Annotated in this window: 18 protein-coding genes and 1 riboswitch; of the genes, 11 read left to right on the top strand and 7 right to left on the bottom strand. The window is 48.3% G+C overall.

Features of this window, described 5'->3' with window-relative positions; genetic code table 11:
• Positions 1-45 precede the first annotated feature (45 nt).
• From ACXAD6_RS05370 to ACXAD6_RS05360, 3 genes are all read right to left on the bottom strand, one after another.
• Entirely contained in the window at positions 46-675 is a 630-nt protein-coding gene (locus tag ACXAD6_RS05370; protein ID WP_474970366.1) for a fumarylacetoacetate hydrolase family protein, read from the bottom strand.
• A gap of 163 nt (positions 676-838) precedes the next feature.
• Positions 839-1,378 (bottom strand): YcxB family protein, encoded by a 540-nt coding sequence (locus tag ACXAD6_RS05365; RefSeq protein WP_474967966.1) that lies wholly within the window; start codon positions 1,376-1,378, stop codon positions 839-841.
• Positions 1,379-1,488: 110 nt separating this feature from the next.
• A complete protein-coding gene (locus ACXAD6_RS05360; RefSeq protein ID WP_474967965.1) occupies positions 1,489-2,115 on the bottom strand; it encodes an FMN-dependent NADH-azoreductase in 627 nt (208 codons plus the stop codon).
• A gap of 245 nt (positions 2,116-2,360) precedes the next feature.
• Here ACXAD6_RS05360 and ACXAD6_RS05355 point away from each other — a divergent pair, with 245 nt between their 5' ends.
• On the top strand, positions 2,361-2,549 hold the full coding sequence (locus ACXAD6_RS05355; RefSeq protein ID WP_474967964.1) for a YjzC family protein: 189 nt from the start codon (positions 2,361-2,363) through the stop codon (positions 2,547-2,549).
• A gap of 31 nt (positions 2,550-2,580) precedes the next feature.
• On the opposite strand, the gene ACXAD6_RS05350 is transcribed toward ACXAD6_RS05355, so the two are convergent.
• Positions 2,581-2,805 (bottom strand): hypothetical protein, encoded by a 225-nt coding sequence (locus tag ACXAD6_RS05350; RefSeq protein WP_474967963.1) that lies wholly within the window; start codon positions 2,803-2,805, stop codon positions 2,581-2,583.
• 137 nt (positions 2,806-2,942) lie between these two features.
• Between ACXAD6_RS05350 and ACXAD6_RS05345 the strand changes: the two genes are divergently transcribed.
• From ACXAD6_RS05345 to ACXAD6_RS05330, 4 genes are all read left to right on the top strand, one after another.
• Positions 2,943-3,260: an ArsR/SmtB family transcription factor gene (locus tag ACXAD6_RS05345; RefSeq protein ID WP_474967962.1), complete on the top strand. Its 318-nt coding sequence runs from the start codon at positions 2,943-2,945 to the stop codon at positions 3,258-3,260.
• Between the two features lie 72 nt (positions 3,261-3,332).
• Positions 3,333-3,761 (top strand): DMT family transporter, encoded by a 429-nt coding sequence (locus ACXAD6_RS05340; protein ID WP_474967961.1) that lies wholly within the window; start codon positions 3,333-3,335, stop codon positions 3,759-3,761.
• Positions 3,762-3,773: 12 nt separating this feature from the next.
• Complete coding sequence (locus ACXAD6_RS05335; protein WP_474967960.1) at positions 3,774-4,232, top strand: DMT family transporter; 459 nt, start codon at positions 3,774-3,776, stop codon at positions 4,230-4,232.
• A gap of 90 nt (positions 4,233-4,322) precedes the next feature.
• Positions 4,323-4,484 (top strand): Spo0E family sporulation regulatory protein-aspartic acid phosphatase, encoded by a 162-nt coding sequence (locus ACXAD6_RS05330; protein WP_474967959.1) that lies wholly within the window; start codon positions 4,323-4,325, stop codon positions 4,482-4,484.
• 30 nt (positions 4,485-4,514) lie between these two features.
• Here the strand turns inward: ACXAD6_RS05330 and ACXAD6_RS05325 are convergent, their stop codons facing one another.
• Positions 4,515-5,606 carry a GGDEF domain-containing protein gene (locus tag ACXAD6_RS05325; RefSeq protein WP_474967958.1) on the bottom strand — a complete coding sequence of 364 codons (1,092 nt, stop codon included), beginning with the start codon at positions 5,604-5,606 and terminating at the stop codon, positions 4,515-4,517.
• 261 nt (positions 5,607-5,867) lie between these two features.
• Positions 5,868-5,951: riboswitch (cyclic di-GMP riboswitch) on the top strand.
• Between the two features lie 10 nt (positions 5,952-5,961).
• On the opposite strand from ACXAD6_RS05325, the gene sda reads away from it, so the two are divergent.
• Positions 5,962-6,183: a sporulation histidine kinase inhibitor Sda gene (gene sda / locus ACXAD6_RS05320; protein WP_474967957.1), complete on the top strand. Its 222-nt coding sequence runs from the start codon at positions 5,962-5,964 to the stop codon at positions 6,181-6,183.
• On the opposite strand, the gene ACXAD6_RS05315 is transcribed toward sda, so the two are convergent.
• Positions 6,170-6,577, bottom strand: coding sequence for an Lrp/AsnC family transcriptional regulator (locus ACXAD6_RS05315; protein ID WP_474967956.1), 408 nt, complete (start codon positions 6,575-6,577; stop codon positions 6,170-6,172). The two genes, sda and ACXAD6_RS05315, sit on opposite strands and share 14 nt — an antisense overlap.
• A gap of 119 nt (positions 6,578-6,696) precedes the next feature.
• Here ACXAD6_RS05315 and ACXAD6_RS05310 point away from each other — a divergent pair, with 119 nt between their 5' ends.
• The 5 genes from ACXAD6_RS05310 to ACXAD6_RS05290 all read left to right on the top strand — a co-directional run bounded on the left by ACXAD6_RS05310 (position 6,697) and on the right by ACXAD6_RS05290 (position 12,148).
• Positions 6,697-7,446 (top strand): MBL fold metallo-hydrolase, encoded by a 750-nt coding sequence (locus ACXAD6_RS05310; protein ID WP_474967955.1) that lies wholly within the window; start codon positions 6,697-6,699, stop codon positions 7,444-7,446.
• 154 nt (positions 7,447-7,600) lie between these two features.
• Positions 7,601-8,836 (top strand): hydantoinase/carbamoylase family amidase, encoded by a 1,236-nt coding sequence (locus ACXAD6_RS05305; protein WP_474967954.1) that lies wholly within the window; start codon positions 7,601-7,603, stop codon positions 8,834-8,836.
• A gap of 13 nt (positions 8,837-8,849) precedes the next feature.
• Positions 8,850-10,460, top strand: a complete 1,611-nt coding sequence (locus tag ACXAD6_RS05300) for an amidohydrolase (protein WP_474967953.1) — start codon at positions 8,850-8,852, stop codon at positions 10,458-10,460.
• Positions 10,457-10,678, top strand: a complete 222-nt coding sequence (locus ACXAD6_RS05295) for a DUF3311 domain-containing protein (RefSeq protein ID WP_474967952.1) — start codon at positions 10,457-10,459, stop codon at positions 10,676-10,678. The genes ACXAD6_RS05300 and ACXAD6_RS05295 overlap by 4 nt, the downstream gene beginning before the upstream one ends.
• Positions 10,679-12,148 carry a sodium:solute symporter family protein gene (locus ACXAD6_RS05290; RefSeq protein WP_474967951.1) on the top strand — a complete coding sequence of 490 codons (1,470 nt, stop codon included), beginning with the start codon at positions 10,679-10,681 and terminating at the stop codon, positions 12,146-12,148.
• Between the two features lie 77 nt (positions 12,149-12,225).
• Here the strand turns inward: ACXAD6_RS05290 and fdhA are convergent, their stop codons facing one another.
• Entirely contained in the window at positions 12,226-13,440 is a 1,215-nt protein-coding gene (fdhA, locus tag ACXAD6_RS05285) for a formaldehyde dehydrogenase, glutathione-independent (protein WP_281657660.1), read from the bottom strand.
• Between the last annotated feature and the right edge of the window lie 47 nt (positions 13,441-13,487).

Here is a 13,487-nt window from a genome sequence, read left to right as displayed (position 1 = left end):
AAAAGGGGGTCGCTCCCAGAAAAGACCTATACTTTTCTCTGTTCTTTACTGGATATGAAGGGGTCCGAAAGCATACGATTGACTGCCGGACTCCATCTCAAATGTGAAAACATCCCCACGTGCAGCAGGCCCCACCCCTTCTGGTGTACCCGTGAAAATGATATCTCCCCTGCCGAGCCCGAGACGACCTCCAATCACGTCAATAAGCTCCCGCAGGGAAAAAATCATTCGTTCCGGCTCCCCATTCTGAACGATTCTTCCGTTTTTAAAAAGGGAGAAGGCCGCCTTACGAAACGCCTCTTCCCCTGGGAAAGGCACAAACCGGCTGACTACAGCTGATCCAGGAAAGCCTTTCGCCATTGTCCACGGATGCCCTTTTTCCTTCAGTTTCGACTGTACATCCCTCGCTGTGAAATCAATGCCGAGGGCGATGCCGTCGAGCATAGCATCGAGCGGTTTATCTGGATGGTAGTCCTCTCTCATTTTTACAACCAGCTCTCCTTCAAAGTGGATCTCCCCCTGCTCAAATGGAAGGTGGATTTCTCCCTCCGTTGTATGTAACGCGTGGGTCGGCTTCATAAAAATGAGCGGCTCGGACGGCACCTGATTGCCAAGCTCTTCTGCATGCTTTTTATAATTGCGCCCTACACAATAAATGTTGCGGATTTCCTCCATCTCTTTCAACTCCTCCCTGTTTTCCTGCTTTCTCCAGTTTAGCACAGGAACCAGGAGCTTACGGAATATCCCTCGAATGTATACAGATGTTCCACCCTCTACACGTTTTTCAACAAACAGGCCATCCATTACTATAAAAAAACGCAGAGCAAAGGCTCTGCGTTTACGTAGAAGCTGGAATCCAGCGTTTATAGGGCTGTTTGCTGAGATGATGAGCTGCGAGTTCCTTAAATTCCTGCTGCTGTTCTTCGGAAGCGAAATAGCGCTTCGGCAGAATGATGGTCTGCTTATCCTTTGTATAAAGAACAAACATTGTGGAGACTTCATTCAACGTCGCAATTTCTTTCCATAAATAGCAGTGGCTCTGTTTTTTAATCTTTTCGGTAATCCCTCTATCATCAATGGTATAGGTCCATGCATTTTTGGCATAATAATCAGCTTTGTAAACACCTGTAGAGCGGAGATGGAGGACAAACATCATGATCAGGAAGACAAAAGCAGCCGGGATCAAAGCATATCCCATAGAGACCAGTCCCTTCTGCCACCAGGCTCCTTCTACGGATCCATAAAACAAAACGGTAAACAGTACCAATGTGCTGAACAGCGTCCATATCTTCATCCGTTTAAAATGAAAAGCGTGGCACTGCTTAAATTCATTCAACTGAAGAATGCCGCTGATATGAATTCCTTTCTGGATATTCATGGTGTACCCTCCCTTTTAAAAAGTCTACGCTAAGATTAGAGGTTATCCTCATCTTTAGCAACCATTATGCTTAAAAAAACGCACCCCAATTTATGGGATGCGTGGGAGAATTAAAAGGAGACAGCCACTTTTTCTGCTTTCTCCAGCCCTTCTTCAATGATGCTTTCCGCCTTGTCCGGGAATTGGTTATGCCCTTCAATGACGAGCGTCGTAATGTCTGAAATGCCCCAGAAACCAAGAATGTTTTCCACGTAATTGACCGCCATCTCTGCCGATTGCGCCGGTCCTTCAGAATAAACACCGCCTCGGGCGTTCAACACAGCCACTTTTTTATCAGGAAGCAGCCCAACAGGTCCTTCCGCTGTATAACGGAACGTTTTACCTGCCTGAGCCAGATAATCAAAGTACGTGTGAAGAACAGCCGGTATCGTAAAGTTCCACAATGGGAAAGCGAAAACCACTTTGTCCGCTTCCAGGAACTGGTTTAAATACCCATTGACCGTCTTCGTGGCGGCTTCTTCGTTCGGAGTCAGTTCCATCCCTTGGGACAGTTTGAACATACCGTTGATTTTATCGGTATTGTAGTACCCGAGATTTTCTTCAAACAGATCCAGCTCTTCAATTTCGTGATCCGGATGATTCTCTTTATAATGGTCCAGGAACGTGTGATACAGCTTCACACTCACGGATTGTTCAATTGGTCTAGAATTCGCTTTAACAAACAATACTTTTGTCATTAAAAATCCCTCCAGCATCTATTCAGGCCTTCTGCCTATTTAATTTGAATTCATAATGTTGCTATACATACTATATAACAATCATCATACTAATCGTCTTCGTTGAATATGTCAATCATCACGCACTCAGAGATGCACATACGACATAATACCCATTTTTATCCAAGTTGGTTTAACAGGAAGAAAACCCGGCTATAGAGCTAATGTGCGCACAGGAAATCATTAAATGGAAAGGATGTATACACATGGCAGATCGTTATAAGACAGGCGAAAAAGCTCCGGAAGCAGGTACGTATGAATTTGATGGTTTAGCCGATGGCCGCAAGAACAATAACGTTACAGAAGATGAAAAACATATCGAACTCAGCAGCGGTGATACATTCCCACCTCTCCGTTCAAGTAAGGAAGCAGCCTATTGGAAAAAAGCCAAATAAAAAGAAACCTGAACCCCTTTCATAACTGGGTTCAGGTTTTTTTCTTCCCCTGGATCACTTTAAACCGACTGCCTTTGGCGCCTGGTTTCTCTTCAAATGACGTGATGGCGGCCCTCACACCGATGGAAAGGGAGCCATCGGCCTCTACTAAAAATAAGGTTCCCGGTTCTTTCACCTCAACGGAACGAACGTTATGCCTTGCAAAAAGCTCCTGCAGCTCGTGGATCAGTTCTGTTTTCCCATATGTGAAACCCATTTGTGATCACTCCTCGTCTAGTCTTGTTACTAGTAGGGTATGTAGAAGAAATAGAAACATGCCACTTCTCTATGATAAGAGAACCGTTGAAAGGCACGGTCGTTGACATATCGATAATCCTCGATTAATATAGGCCTATGAAAAATTACATCGATATCTTCAAAGTATTAGCCAACCAGACAAGATTGGATATGCTAATGTGGTTGAAAAATCCTGAAAAACACTTTGATAAGCCGACCGCTCATCTATCTAAGAACATCAATGAAAAAGGCGGCGTCTGCGTCGGAGATATTCAGGAAAAAGCCGCCCTTTCGCAGTCAACCGTATCCCACTACCTGGCAATGATGCAGCATGCCGGCCTGCTGGAATCCGAACGCCATGGCAAATGGACCTATTACCGGAGACGTGAGGAAAAAATTGAGGAAGTCGCGGAATTTATAAAAAGAGAGCTGTAAGCTCTTTTTTTACCACCTATATATCGATAATTTTAGATATGTAGATATGAGTTCAAAGGAGGAACTTTTCCTATGAAAATCTGGATTTATTTCATTGCTCTGATGGCAGGCATTTCCCTCAGTATCGAAGGAGCTGTTTATGGAGAACTGGGACAAACCATCGGAAAGCTGGAAAGCAGCTTTTATAATTTCGCCGCCGGCTCCATCATTCTTGGACTTATTGTACTCTTTTTTGGTAAAGGAAGACTTTCTGCCGCAGCCGAAGCACCCCGGTGGCAGATGACCGGTGGACTGCTGGGTATCATCTATCTGACGGTTTTAATTTTTGCCATCCCCGTTGTAGGTGTCGGCGCGGCCATGATCAGTGTCATTGTTGGGCAGCTTCTCATGAGTCTGCTGATTGAATCGAGAGGTTGGCTTGGAAGCCGGGCCGCTCCTGTTCCTAAAGAAAAAATCTTTGCTGTTGTCCTGATGACTATATCACTGTTTCTCATTTATTAAAGGAGGATTCTTATGGGCTTATTGATTATCGCAGCCTCTGTGGCAGGGGGTACACTACTCAGTTCACAAAGCTCCATCAATGGAGCATTAAGCAGAAAAGCCGGCACGTATGAAACGACCTTTTTCACGTTTATAACAGGAGCACTCATGCTTGCTCTGCTCGTCCTTTTCTTTGGCGGCGGCGACGTTATGAAAATTCTGGAGGCTCCCTCCTGGCAGCTGAGCGCCGTGTGGTTCGGTGTCGGTTACATGTTTCTGACCGTCCTCGCTGTTCCACAGATCGGTGTCATGGCCACCAACATTTCCACCATCATCGGACAGCTCGGCACCGGAATGCTGATCGATCACTTCGGATGGTTCGGCGGGCTTCGAATTCCCCTGGACGGAGAGCGTATCACAGCATTCGCCCTTCTAACCGCCGCCCTTTGGCTGATGTATAAAGCCGATAAAAAACAGATCAAAGGGACATAAAATTTGTAGAAGTTTGTAACCTTCTGTATAATCTATCACTATGAATCAGACCTTCCACTATAGTGGAAGGTCTCTTTGGGCAGGTGTCATATGCTGAATACAACGTTTTTGTCAAACCTGAATGAAAAGATCGAAGGCATCCGGGCTGAAATGTATGAAGCCTATGAAGATGGACGCAGCTATGAAGAACTCCTCAAAATCTCCCAGGAGCTTGATGACCTGTTAAATCGTTTAGAACAAATAACAAAATAAAAAGGATGCCTGACTCACAGGCATCCTTTTTCATGCAGATATGACTTTATTTCTCCCCGAGTGTTTCGCCTCATATAAGGACTCATCCGCTTTTTCCAATAGTTCCTTCGCTGTCGACACATGGTCAGGATATGTACTCACCCCAATAGAGACCGTAATGGAAATCTTTTCTCCATCAGGCAGGAGAAACGCTTGATGTTCCACCGTCCGCCGAATTTTCTCTGCTTTCGCCCTGCCGGCTTCGTTGCTGCAGTCCAAAAGGATAACGGTGAACTCTTCTCCACCGTTTCTGGATACGATATCAAAGGATCGGGTTATTTCATTCAAGGTGCTCCCCAGCTGGCGCAGCACTTCATCACCCGCCGCGTGCCCATAGGTGTCGTTCACGCGCTTAAAGAAATCAATGTCGATGGCAAGCAGGGTCAACGCTTCCTCTTTTTCCACGGCGTTCCTCACACTATCGTTCCAGAGGCGGTCAAACTCCCTTACATTATATAATCCCGTCAAATAATCGACGGATGACTGCTCTTCATACGTTTTAAAAAGATAATGAGACCTCCGCAGGTAATGGACGAGGTAGGAAGCCAGCATCCCACCGATAAATGAAATCAGCCAGTAGATGGGAATGAGAAACTGCAGTGTGCCCCAGTCTCTGACCACCAAGGAAATGACAATCGAAAAGACGATGTTCGACCAGAGCAGCATTTGAAAGGAGGATTTGAGCGGACTCTCCCTGTGATGAAGCTTCCGGTACAGCCACATATAACCGATGAACAAGAAAATCATTAAGATGACAGCGGCCATTGAAGAAAGATTGACCCCGTATAACAAACGTCCGGAAGCAATAATGACAGCACTCAACAAAGCCGGGCGGATGCCTATGTATAGAATCAGAAGGATGACCGGGAGGTGACGAAGATCGATAATCGTCTGCTCAGTCACTTGTATGGAAAAGTACATCAGCAGCATGCCAAGCAATCCGCCTGCCACCCCGTCGATCCACTGACTGTTCTGTTTTGAAACCGCAGGCAGCAGCTTCGTCCATCGAAACTGCAGATACATAAAAACGAGGGCAATGACGATGCAGATATTAATAAAAAATTCCTGAATGATCACAAACACTCTTATCCCTCTTTTCCTTCTTGCATCCCTTTGTTCTATTATCGACATTTCCTAACAGATTTGTCTATGAAAATTGTCACCCCTATGTAAAAGAAGATGTACAAAACATGTACAAACCTGTACATTATGGTCTTTCTTCCTATTACAAAATCAGTCATTTTGTGGTAATAATAGAGTATAAACAACGACGATTATAAGAAACAGATTCTGCGGTTCAGGTCGTTTCCTTTTGTGAAAGGAAGGGTATACGTATCAAAATAAAATAAACGAGACACGATGAACTGTGATTTTTAATGTGGGCACTTGAATCACAGGGAGTGAGTAGTGCAACCGGCTCCGCTCAGGAGGCATAACCATGAGTAAAACACCCCCGCGTCCTATGGAAAGCAGCGACGATAACAAAAACCACTTCGTTCACCTGAACGCTTCGTCGATCAAGACCTTGTCGGATCCCCTTCTCCTTCTGACCTACCGTCAGGCTGCTGAGATGGGACTGGATCAAGACTTCCTTTCCCTTATCTGCAGGGAGTTGAAAGACAGGGGGTTCTCCATTGAATGCTCCTCTAGCTACGGATGACAATGGATAATTTATAGCTCACCCGTTGATTGAGTTCTACCAGCCATTCATCCAGGACCTCATTGGAAGGAAAACGGCATTCCAATAAATAGCACCCCTCCCCGCTGATTTTATAATTATTCCTGACGAATGATGGATGGTTCTCGAGAAATGTAAAATAAGGCTGATGATTCAGGCTGTCTGTGTAGATATTCAAAAAGCAGTGGACAGGATAGCCCATCTTCTTTTCGTTCACGCGGACGGTATAGGATTCAATCAGCCCTTCGTCTTCTAATTTCAAGACTCTTGATGCTGCGGCCTGTCCTGTGAGATGGACATGTGCGCCCAGCTCCTTCATCGTCATCCGGCCATCTTTCTTCAGCTCTTCTATAATTTTCTCATCCGTTTTGTCCATGACTTCTGCCTTCCTTTCATATTTCAACTCTTTTCAGCCAAACACTTGATTAATAAGGTGTACTCCTATTTCCCTTCATAGTACGCTATTGTCAACAGAGATAAAAGGAGGAAGCCTTTATGAAAATCAAGCTGATTCGAAATGCAACATTACTGGTGAGCTATGGAGGAAAAACCTTTCTAATCGATCCATTCCTTTCCTCACAGGGAGCCATGCCGGCTTTCCCGGATACGCCCCATCAGGATTTAAGGAACCCGACCGCCCCCCTGCCTGTCGATGCCCAAAGTCTGACCGATGTGGACGCTGTCTTCATCACTCATCTTCATCCTGATCATTTTGATGAGGAAGCAAAGGACGTTCTCCCCAAGCAAACGCCCCTGTTCGCTCAAAATGAAGAAGATGTGAGTGCGGTGCAGGACGCCGGATTCACCCACGTCCACTCCTTCCAAAATGGCGTGGATATGGAAGGGATCCGCATTACCCGTACCCCGGGACGGCACGGGTCGGAAGAAATGACAGCTATGACAGGAAAGGTGTCCGGTCTCCTTTTTGAAGCAGAAGGTGAAAAAAGTCTTTATATTGCCGGGGACACGGTCTGGTATGAAGAAGTCGAACAGACGCTGTCCTCCCGCCGTCCTGATGTGATCGTCGTGAACGCGGGTGCCGCTCAATTTTTAGAGGGCGGGCCGATAACGATGACGAAAGAAGATGTCACAGCTGCCTCCCAGGCGGCACCGGAGTCTGAGATTCTCGCTGTGCACATGGAATCCCTGAACCACTGCCTGTTAACGAGAGAAGAGTTGAAGTCTTATACGAGCGGTTATCCGTCTATTCACATCCCTGAGGATGGCGAGACGCTCACCTTTTGATCCTTTCCCCTCCGGACCTGCCGGAGGGTTTTTTTATGCCTGACATAAAGAACAGCCACAACTTCCACCATTATCCAACATCGTTTTACGTTATGTTAATTGTCAGACAATTCAGATGTTGATATAGTGATAAAAACAAAGGAGGCGATGATTGTTGCAGATCAATCAGGACAGGTATAAAGACCATCTCATGACACTTGCGGAGATCGGAAAAATTGGAGAAACGGGTGTCAACCGGCTCGCCCATTCCAAGGATGACCGGAAAGCGGTTGATGTCGTACAAGGATGGATGGAAGAAGCCGGGCTGACGACAAAGATTGATGGTTTCGGCAATCTGATCGGTCGTATGGAGGGCACCGAGCCTGATCAGCCTATTCTCATGATGGGGTCCCACATTGATTCCCAGCCGTACGGGGGCCGTTTTGACGGGACCGCCGGAGCTCTTGGGGCCATTGAAGTTGTACATACAATGAAAGAGCAAAACATAAAGCCGGTTCGCACGATAGAAGTGATCTGCTTTGCTGATGAAGAAGGTTCCCGATTCAACAAAGGTGTATTTGGTGTACGCGGCCTCATCGGCCAGCTCGAGGAAGGGGAGATACTCCGGAAAGATAAAACAGGGATGACCCGGCTCGAAGCTTTAAGGGAATTCGGTGTCGAACCGGATGTATCGGAAAGTCCCGTCTACAAGCCGGGCGATATTGAAGCCTTTTTAGAGCTTCATATTGAACAGGGGCCTGTCCTTGAATCAAAGGATAAGCCTGTAGGCATCGTGTCAGCCATCTCCGGGCCGATCTGGCTTACGGTGACTCTGGAAGGCTTCGCCGGCCATGCCGGATCTGTACCGATGCATTTACGACAGGATGCCATGCTCGGGGCTGCCATCATTACAAAAGAATTCAATGAACTTGTCCGCAGGGAAGGAACACCAAATACCGTAGGAACGGTCGGAAGCATCCAGAATTTCCCGAATTCAAGAAACATCATTGCCGAAAAGGTCGAGTTCACCATTGATTTGAGGGACATCGACCTGGACGCGAGAAACCGCCTGGAAGAAAAACTCTATCAATTAATTGAGAAAACGAGTAAAGAACACAACCTCGAGTACTCCATTACAGAAGATACCAAGAGTGATCCCCGTTACTGCGCGGACTGGATTAAAGAGATTATGAAAAAACACGATGATGAGCTTGGTTATCAATCTCCAACCCTCATGAGCGGTCCGTTTCACGACGCCTTGTTTATGTCCTATATCAGTGATTACGGCATGATCTTCGTCCGCTGTGAAAAAGGGATCAGCCACAACCCGCTGGAATACGCAGAAATGGAAGATTTACAAAAAGGTGTGGAGCTGCTTTATCATACAGCGGTGGAAATTTCCGGAGCTTAGAAAGGTGGCACGTATGCAGGCAGACAAAATTTTTATGAACGGAGAAATTGTCACAGCGGACGAACATTTCCATGTGTATGAGGCCCTGGCCGTCCAGGGGGATAGCATCCTCACAACGGGAACGAACGACGAAATCATGAAAACCGCCGGCGCCCATACAGAGGTTGTCGACCTCAAGGGCAGAACGCTCATGCCCGGATTCATTGACGCTCATGCCCACCTCGAGCTTTACGGAACAAATGCCCTCGGTGTCAATTGTAAAAAACCCCCGACGATTCCTGACGTTCTGAAGGCACTGAAAGAAAGGGCTGGAAACACCCCGGATGGTCACTGGGTGCGGGGATGGGGCTACAATCAAAACGAACTGGCTGAGAACCGGCATCTAACGAGGTGGGACTTGGACAAAGTGTCCACCTCCCATCCGATCATAGTCGTGCGGACGTGCGGGCATATCTCCTGCGTAAACAGCAAAGCCCTGGAGATGGCAGGAATCGAGGATTCCACTCCAGATCCGGCGGGCGGGTCTTACCACAAAATCGACGGACAGTTGAGCGGCCTGCTGCTGGAAGCCGCTCATATGACTGTCTTTCAGCACGCCGATTACAGCGAAGAAGAGGTACTTCACGGACTGGCGCTTGCTTCTCAGGACTTTTTATCCTACGGCATTACAAGTGTTCATGACGCCGGCGGTTATGGGACGAAGCATATCCGCTATTTACAGCAGGCTGTCCAGAAAGGCATCGTGAAGCAGCGCATCTATGCACTGTACGGTTCCCTGTCCAACGCTCCGGAAATGGTCCGCGCAGGACTGGAAAGCGGCATTTCAACAGGCCTTGGGGATGAATGGTTCAAAATTGGACCCGCGAAACTGTTTATCGATGGGAGCAGCAGCGGTCCTACCTGCCGAACAAGAGACCCCTATAACAGCGACCCCGAAGACAGAGGAATGTTATACCTCTCCCAGGATCAACTGGACGGACCACTTCTGGAGGCCCACCATCGTGGCTGGCAGATCACCGCTCATGCGATGGGCGATGAAGCCGTGGATATGATGCTGCACACCATTGAGCGAGCGCTCGATCATGCACCAGCATCCTCCCCGCGCCACCGGATTGAGCATGCAGGAATTGCACCTTCCGACCTTGTCGGACGGATTCGAAATACCAGAGCGGTTCCAATTCCGAATCCTTCGTTCCTCTATGAATTCGGCGACGGCTATGAGCATGATTACGGAGAACGCATCAACCATATGTTCCCATTAAAAAGCTATACGGATCAGCACATTCCATACGCCGTTGGTTCCGACAGTCCGATTACCACTCCAAATCCTTTTTACGGTCTGTATGCAGCGGTTACCAGGCGCAGTAAAAGCGGCCGGATCATAGGAGAAAACCAGGCCTCTCCACTTGAGGAAGTGATCCGGGCTTATACGTGGGGCGGCGCTTACGCCTCGCATGAAGAACACAGGAAAGGAACGTTGGAACCAGGCAAAGCGGCCGACCTTATTATCCTCGATCGTTCCATTATGAATTGTCCTGTTTACGAGCTTCCCGGCATACAGGTGGAAAACACCACCCTGAATGGAAAAACCGTATATACATTGCAAAAGGAGGACGTCTATTGAGTAAACAACGTTTTATAAAAATTTACTGCCTTTCATTAAGCATTCCTTTCCTGTTGATGGTTTTCCCGCTTTTCACCATCGGGAACCGGGAGACCCCCTTCATTATGGGCCTCCCCTTCTCGGTATTCTGGGTGATTTTCTGGATCTTGATCACCTTTGTCATTGTACTATTCCTTTACCGTCTGGATCCGGACAAAGACGAAAAGGGGGTCCAGTAAATGGCTCAGTGGCAGATTGCAATGATTATGATGATTGCTTATCTCGTGATCGCTTTATTGATCGGTGTGCTTGCCGGCCGCAATCAGGATAAGCAGTCTCTGGAAGAATTCACGACAGCTAAAGGAAATCTCGGTCTTTTCGTCATGTGGTTCTTAATGGGAGGAGCCGTCTTCAGTGCCTTCTCCTTTCTCGGGGCTCCAGGGTGGGCTTTCTCCCGGGGGGCTCCAGCGCTTTATATCATCACCTACACCGCTTTCGCTATTTTACCGTGGTATATTATCGGTCCGAAAATCGGCCGGATCGGACGGAAACATAACATTTATACCGTCGCCGGCTTCATGCAGCTGCGTTATTCCAGCCGCATACTGGCCATGATGATCGGAATCATCGCTCTGCTCGCTTCGATCCAGTATCTGGCGACTCAGATGAAAGGCATGGCCTATATCTTCAGCATTATGACTGAGGGCCGTATTCCTTTCTGGCTCGGTGCCTTGCTGTCCTACGGCATTGTCGTCGTCTATGTGGCGACCGGCGGTCTGCGGGCTGCCGCCTGGTCAGATGTTTTCCAGGGCATGCTCATGATCGTCATTTCCTGGACGGTCGGATTGACGATTGTGAATCAGCTGCACAGCAGTGTTCCTGATATGTTCAGGAATTTAACAGAGACCGCTCCGGGCTTCCTTCAGATCGGTGCCGAAGGATCGACGATGAGTGCGATGGCTTATACGACGACGATTCTCGTTTCCACCATCGGCTTTCTTATGTGGCCGCATTTATTTTCTAAATCCTATGCCACAAAAGCGCGGACGATAAAGAAGACGGTACTCGTCTATCCTGTATTCGCCCTGTTCTTGATTCCTTTGTTGTTTGTCGGATTTTCAGCTGTCAATGTCATTGATCCGTCCCAAATCGGATCACCCGACGAAATTCTCCCTTATTTGATCACGACGGTCCTTACCCTGCCAGGCTGGGTGTACGGCCTTGTCGGAGCCGGTGCCCTGGCAGCAGCCATGAGTACAGCCGATGCCATTACTCACAGTGCTTCCCTCGAATTTACCGACGGGTTTGTAAAGAATATCAAGCGTGATCTTTCCTCCAAAACCACCCTTTTAATCATGCGGATCGGTGTGTTTGTCATTGGTGGACTCGCCTATGTGATTACTGTTTTTGGAGGCCAGGGATTGATTGCCCTCCTGCTCGGTGCATACGGATCGATCGTCCAGTTCGCCCCGGGCGTATACGGAGCGCTCTATTCGAAAAAAGTCACAGAACCCGCGGTCATTACAGGGTTGATCACCGGTACAGTCGTGAACTATTATTTCCAGCTCGTCGCACCGACTACACCGCTGGATATTAACCCAGGCATCCTCGGCCTGATCTGCAACATCGGTCTTGTCGTCATCATCAGCGGATTCACACAAGGAAAGGAGCTTCCGATGGCGGAAGAGTACCGCAAAGTCGGATCCTGACAGCTGCAGAACAGATGTCCAGCTTTTTTCTCTCAAAAAAAACGCATCCCTCTCCACTGAGGGATGCGTTTTCATTTTTACGTACGGATCAGATTATGGGGATCCAGTACGAATTTCTTAGCGGCTCCCCCATCAAACTCCTCATAGCCGCGCGGGGCTTCATCCAGACCAATGACGGTGGCATTGACCGCTTTCGCAATGTCGGCTTTTCCTTTCAATATCGACATCATCAATCCGTGATGATACTGCATGACAGGCGTCTGCCCGGTCGCAAACGACTGCGCTTTGGCCCAACCTAGCCCGAAATCGAGCTTAAGCAGTCCACGCCGTGCATCTTCCTCAGAGGCCCCGGGATCCTCTGTTACATAAAGACCGGGAATCCCGAGTCCGCCCCCTGCTTTTGTTGCGTCCATAATGGAGTTCAAGACCGCTGCCGGTGCTTCCTGATGGTTGTGGCCGTGAGCTTCAAAACCGACACAGTCTACAGCCGCATCCACTTCAGGGACACCGAGGATCTGTTCGATTTGTTCAGAGATATTGTCATGATTACCAACGTTGATCGTTTCACAGCCGAAGCTCTCCGCCTGCGCCAGCCGTTCGTCAATCAAGTCACCGACGATGACAGCGGACGCACCGAGAAGCTGGGCGGAGTGAGCAGCAGCCAGGCCGACAGGACCCGCGCCGGCGATATATACAGTGGAACCCATTTTCACACCCGCTTTATAGGCGCCGTGAAATCCCGTCGGAAAAATGTCCGAGAGCATCGTTAAATCAAGGATTTTCTCCATCGCTTCGTCTTTATCCGGAAACTTGAGAACCTGAAAATCTGCGTAAGGCACCATCACATATTCCGCCTGGCCGCCTACCCATCCCCCCATGTCGACATAACCGTACGCCGAACCAGGTCGGTCGGGATTCACATGCAGGCAGATGTGGGTTTTCCCTTCAATACAATTGCGGCACCTTCCGCACGCAATGTTAAAAGGTACAGATACCAAATCCCCTTTTTTGACAAACTCGACATCTCTTCCTGTTTCAATGACTTCTCCTGTAATCTCGTGGCCGAGCACGAGTCCTTCCGGTGCCGTCGTCCGTCCGCGGACCATATGCTGGTCACTTCCACAGATGTTGGTGGAGACGACTTTTAAAATGACTCCATGTTCACACTTGCGCCCGACATTCTTCGGATTCACACCCGGTCCATCTTTCAGGACAAGTTCGGGGAATTCGATTTCCTTGACCGTTACGCCGCCATTTCCGGTGTACGCTACCGCCCGGTTGTTTGTAGCCATTGCGTTCCTCCTCAAAATAATAAACTCCCTTAAGCGTCGGCTGCTGA

This window comes from Halobacillus sp. ABH2_015, from assembly GCF_056158945.1.
This window is presented reverse-complemented; position numbering and strand designations above follow the sequence as displayed.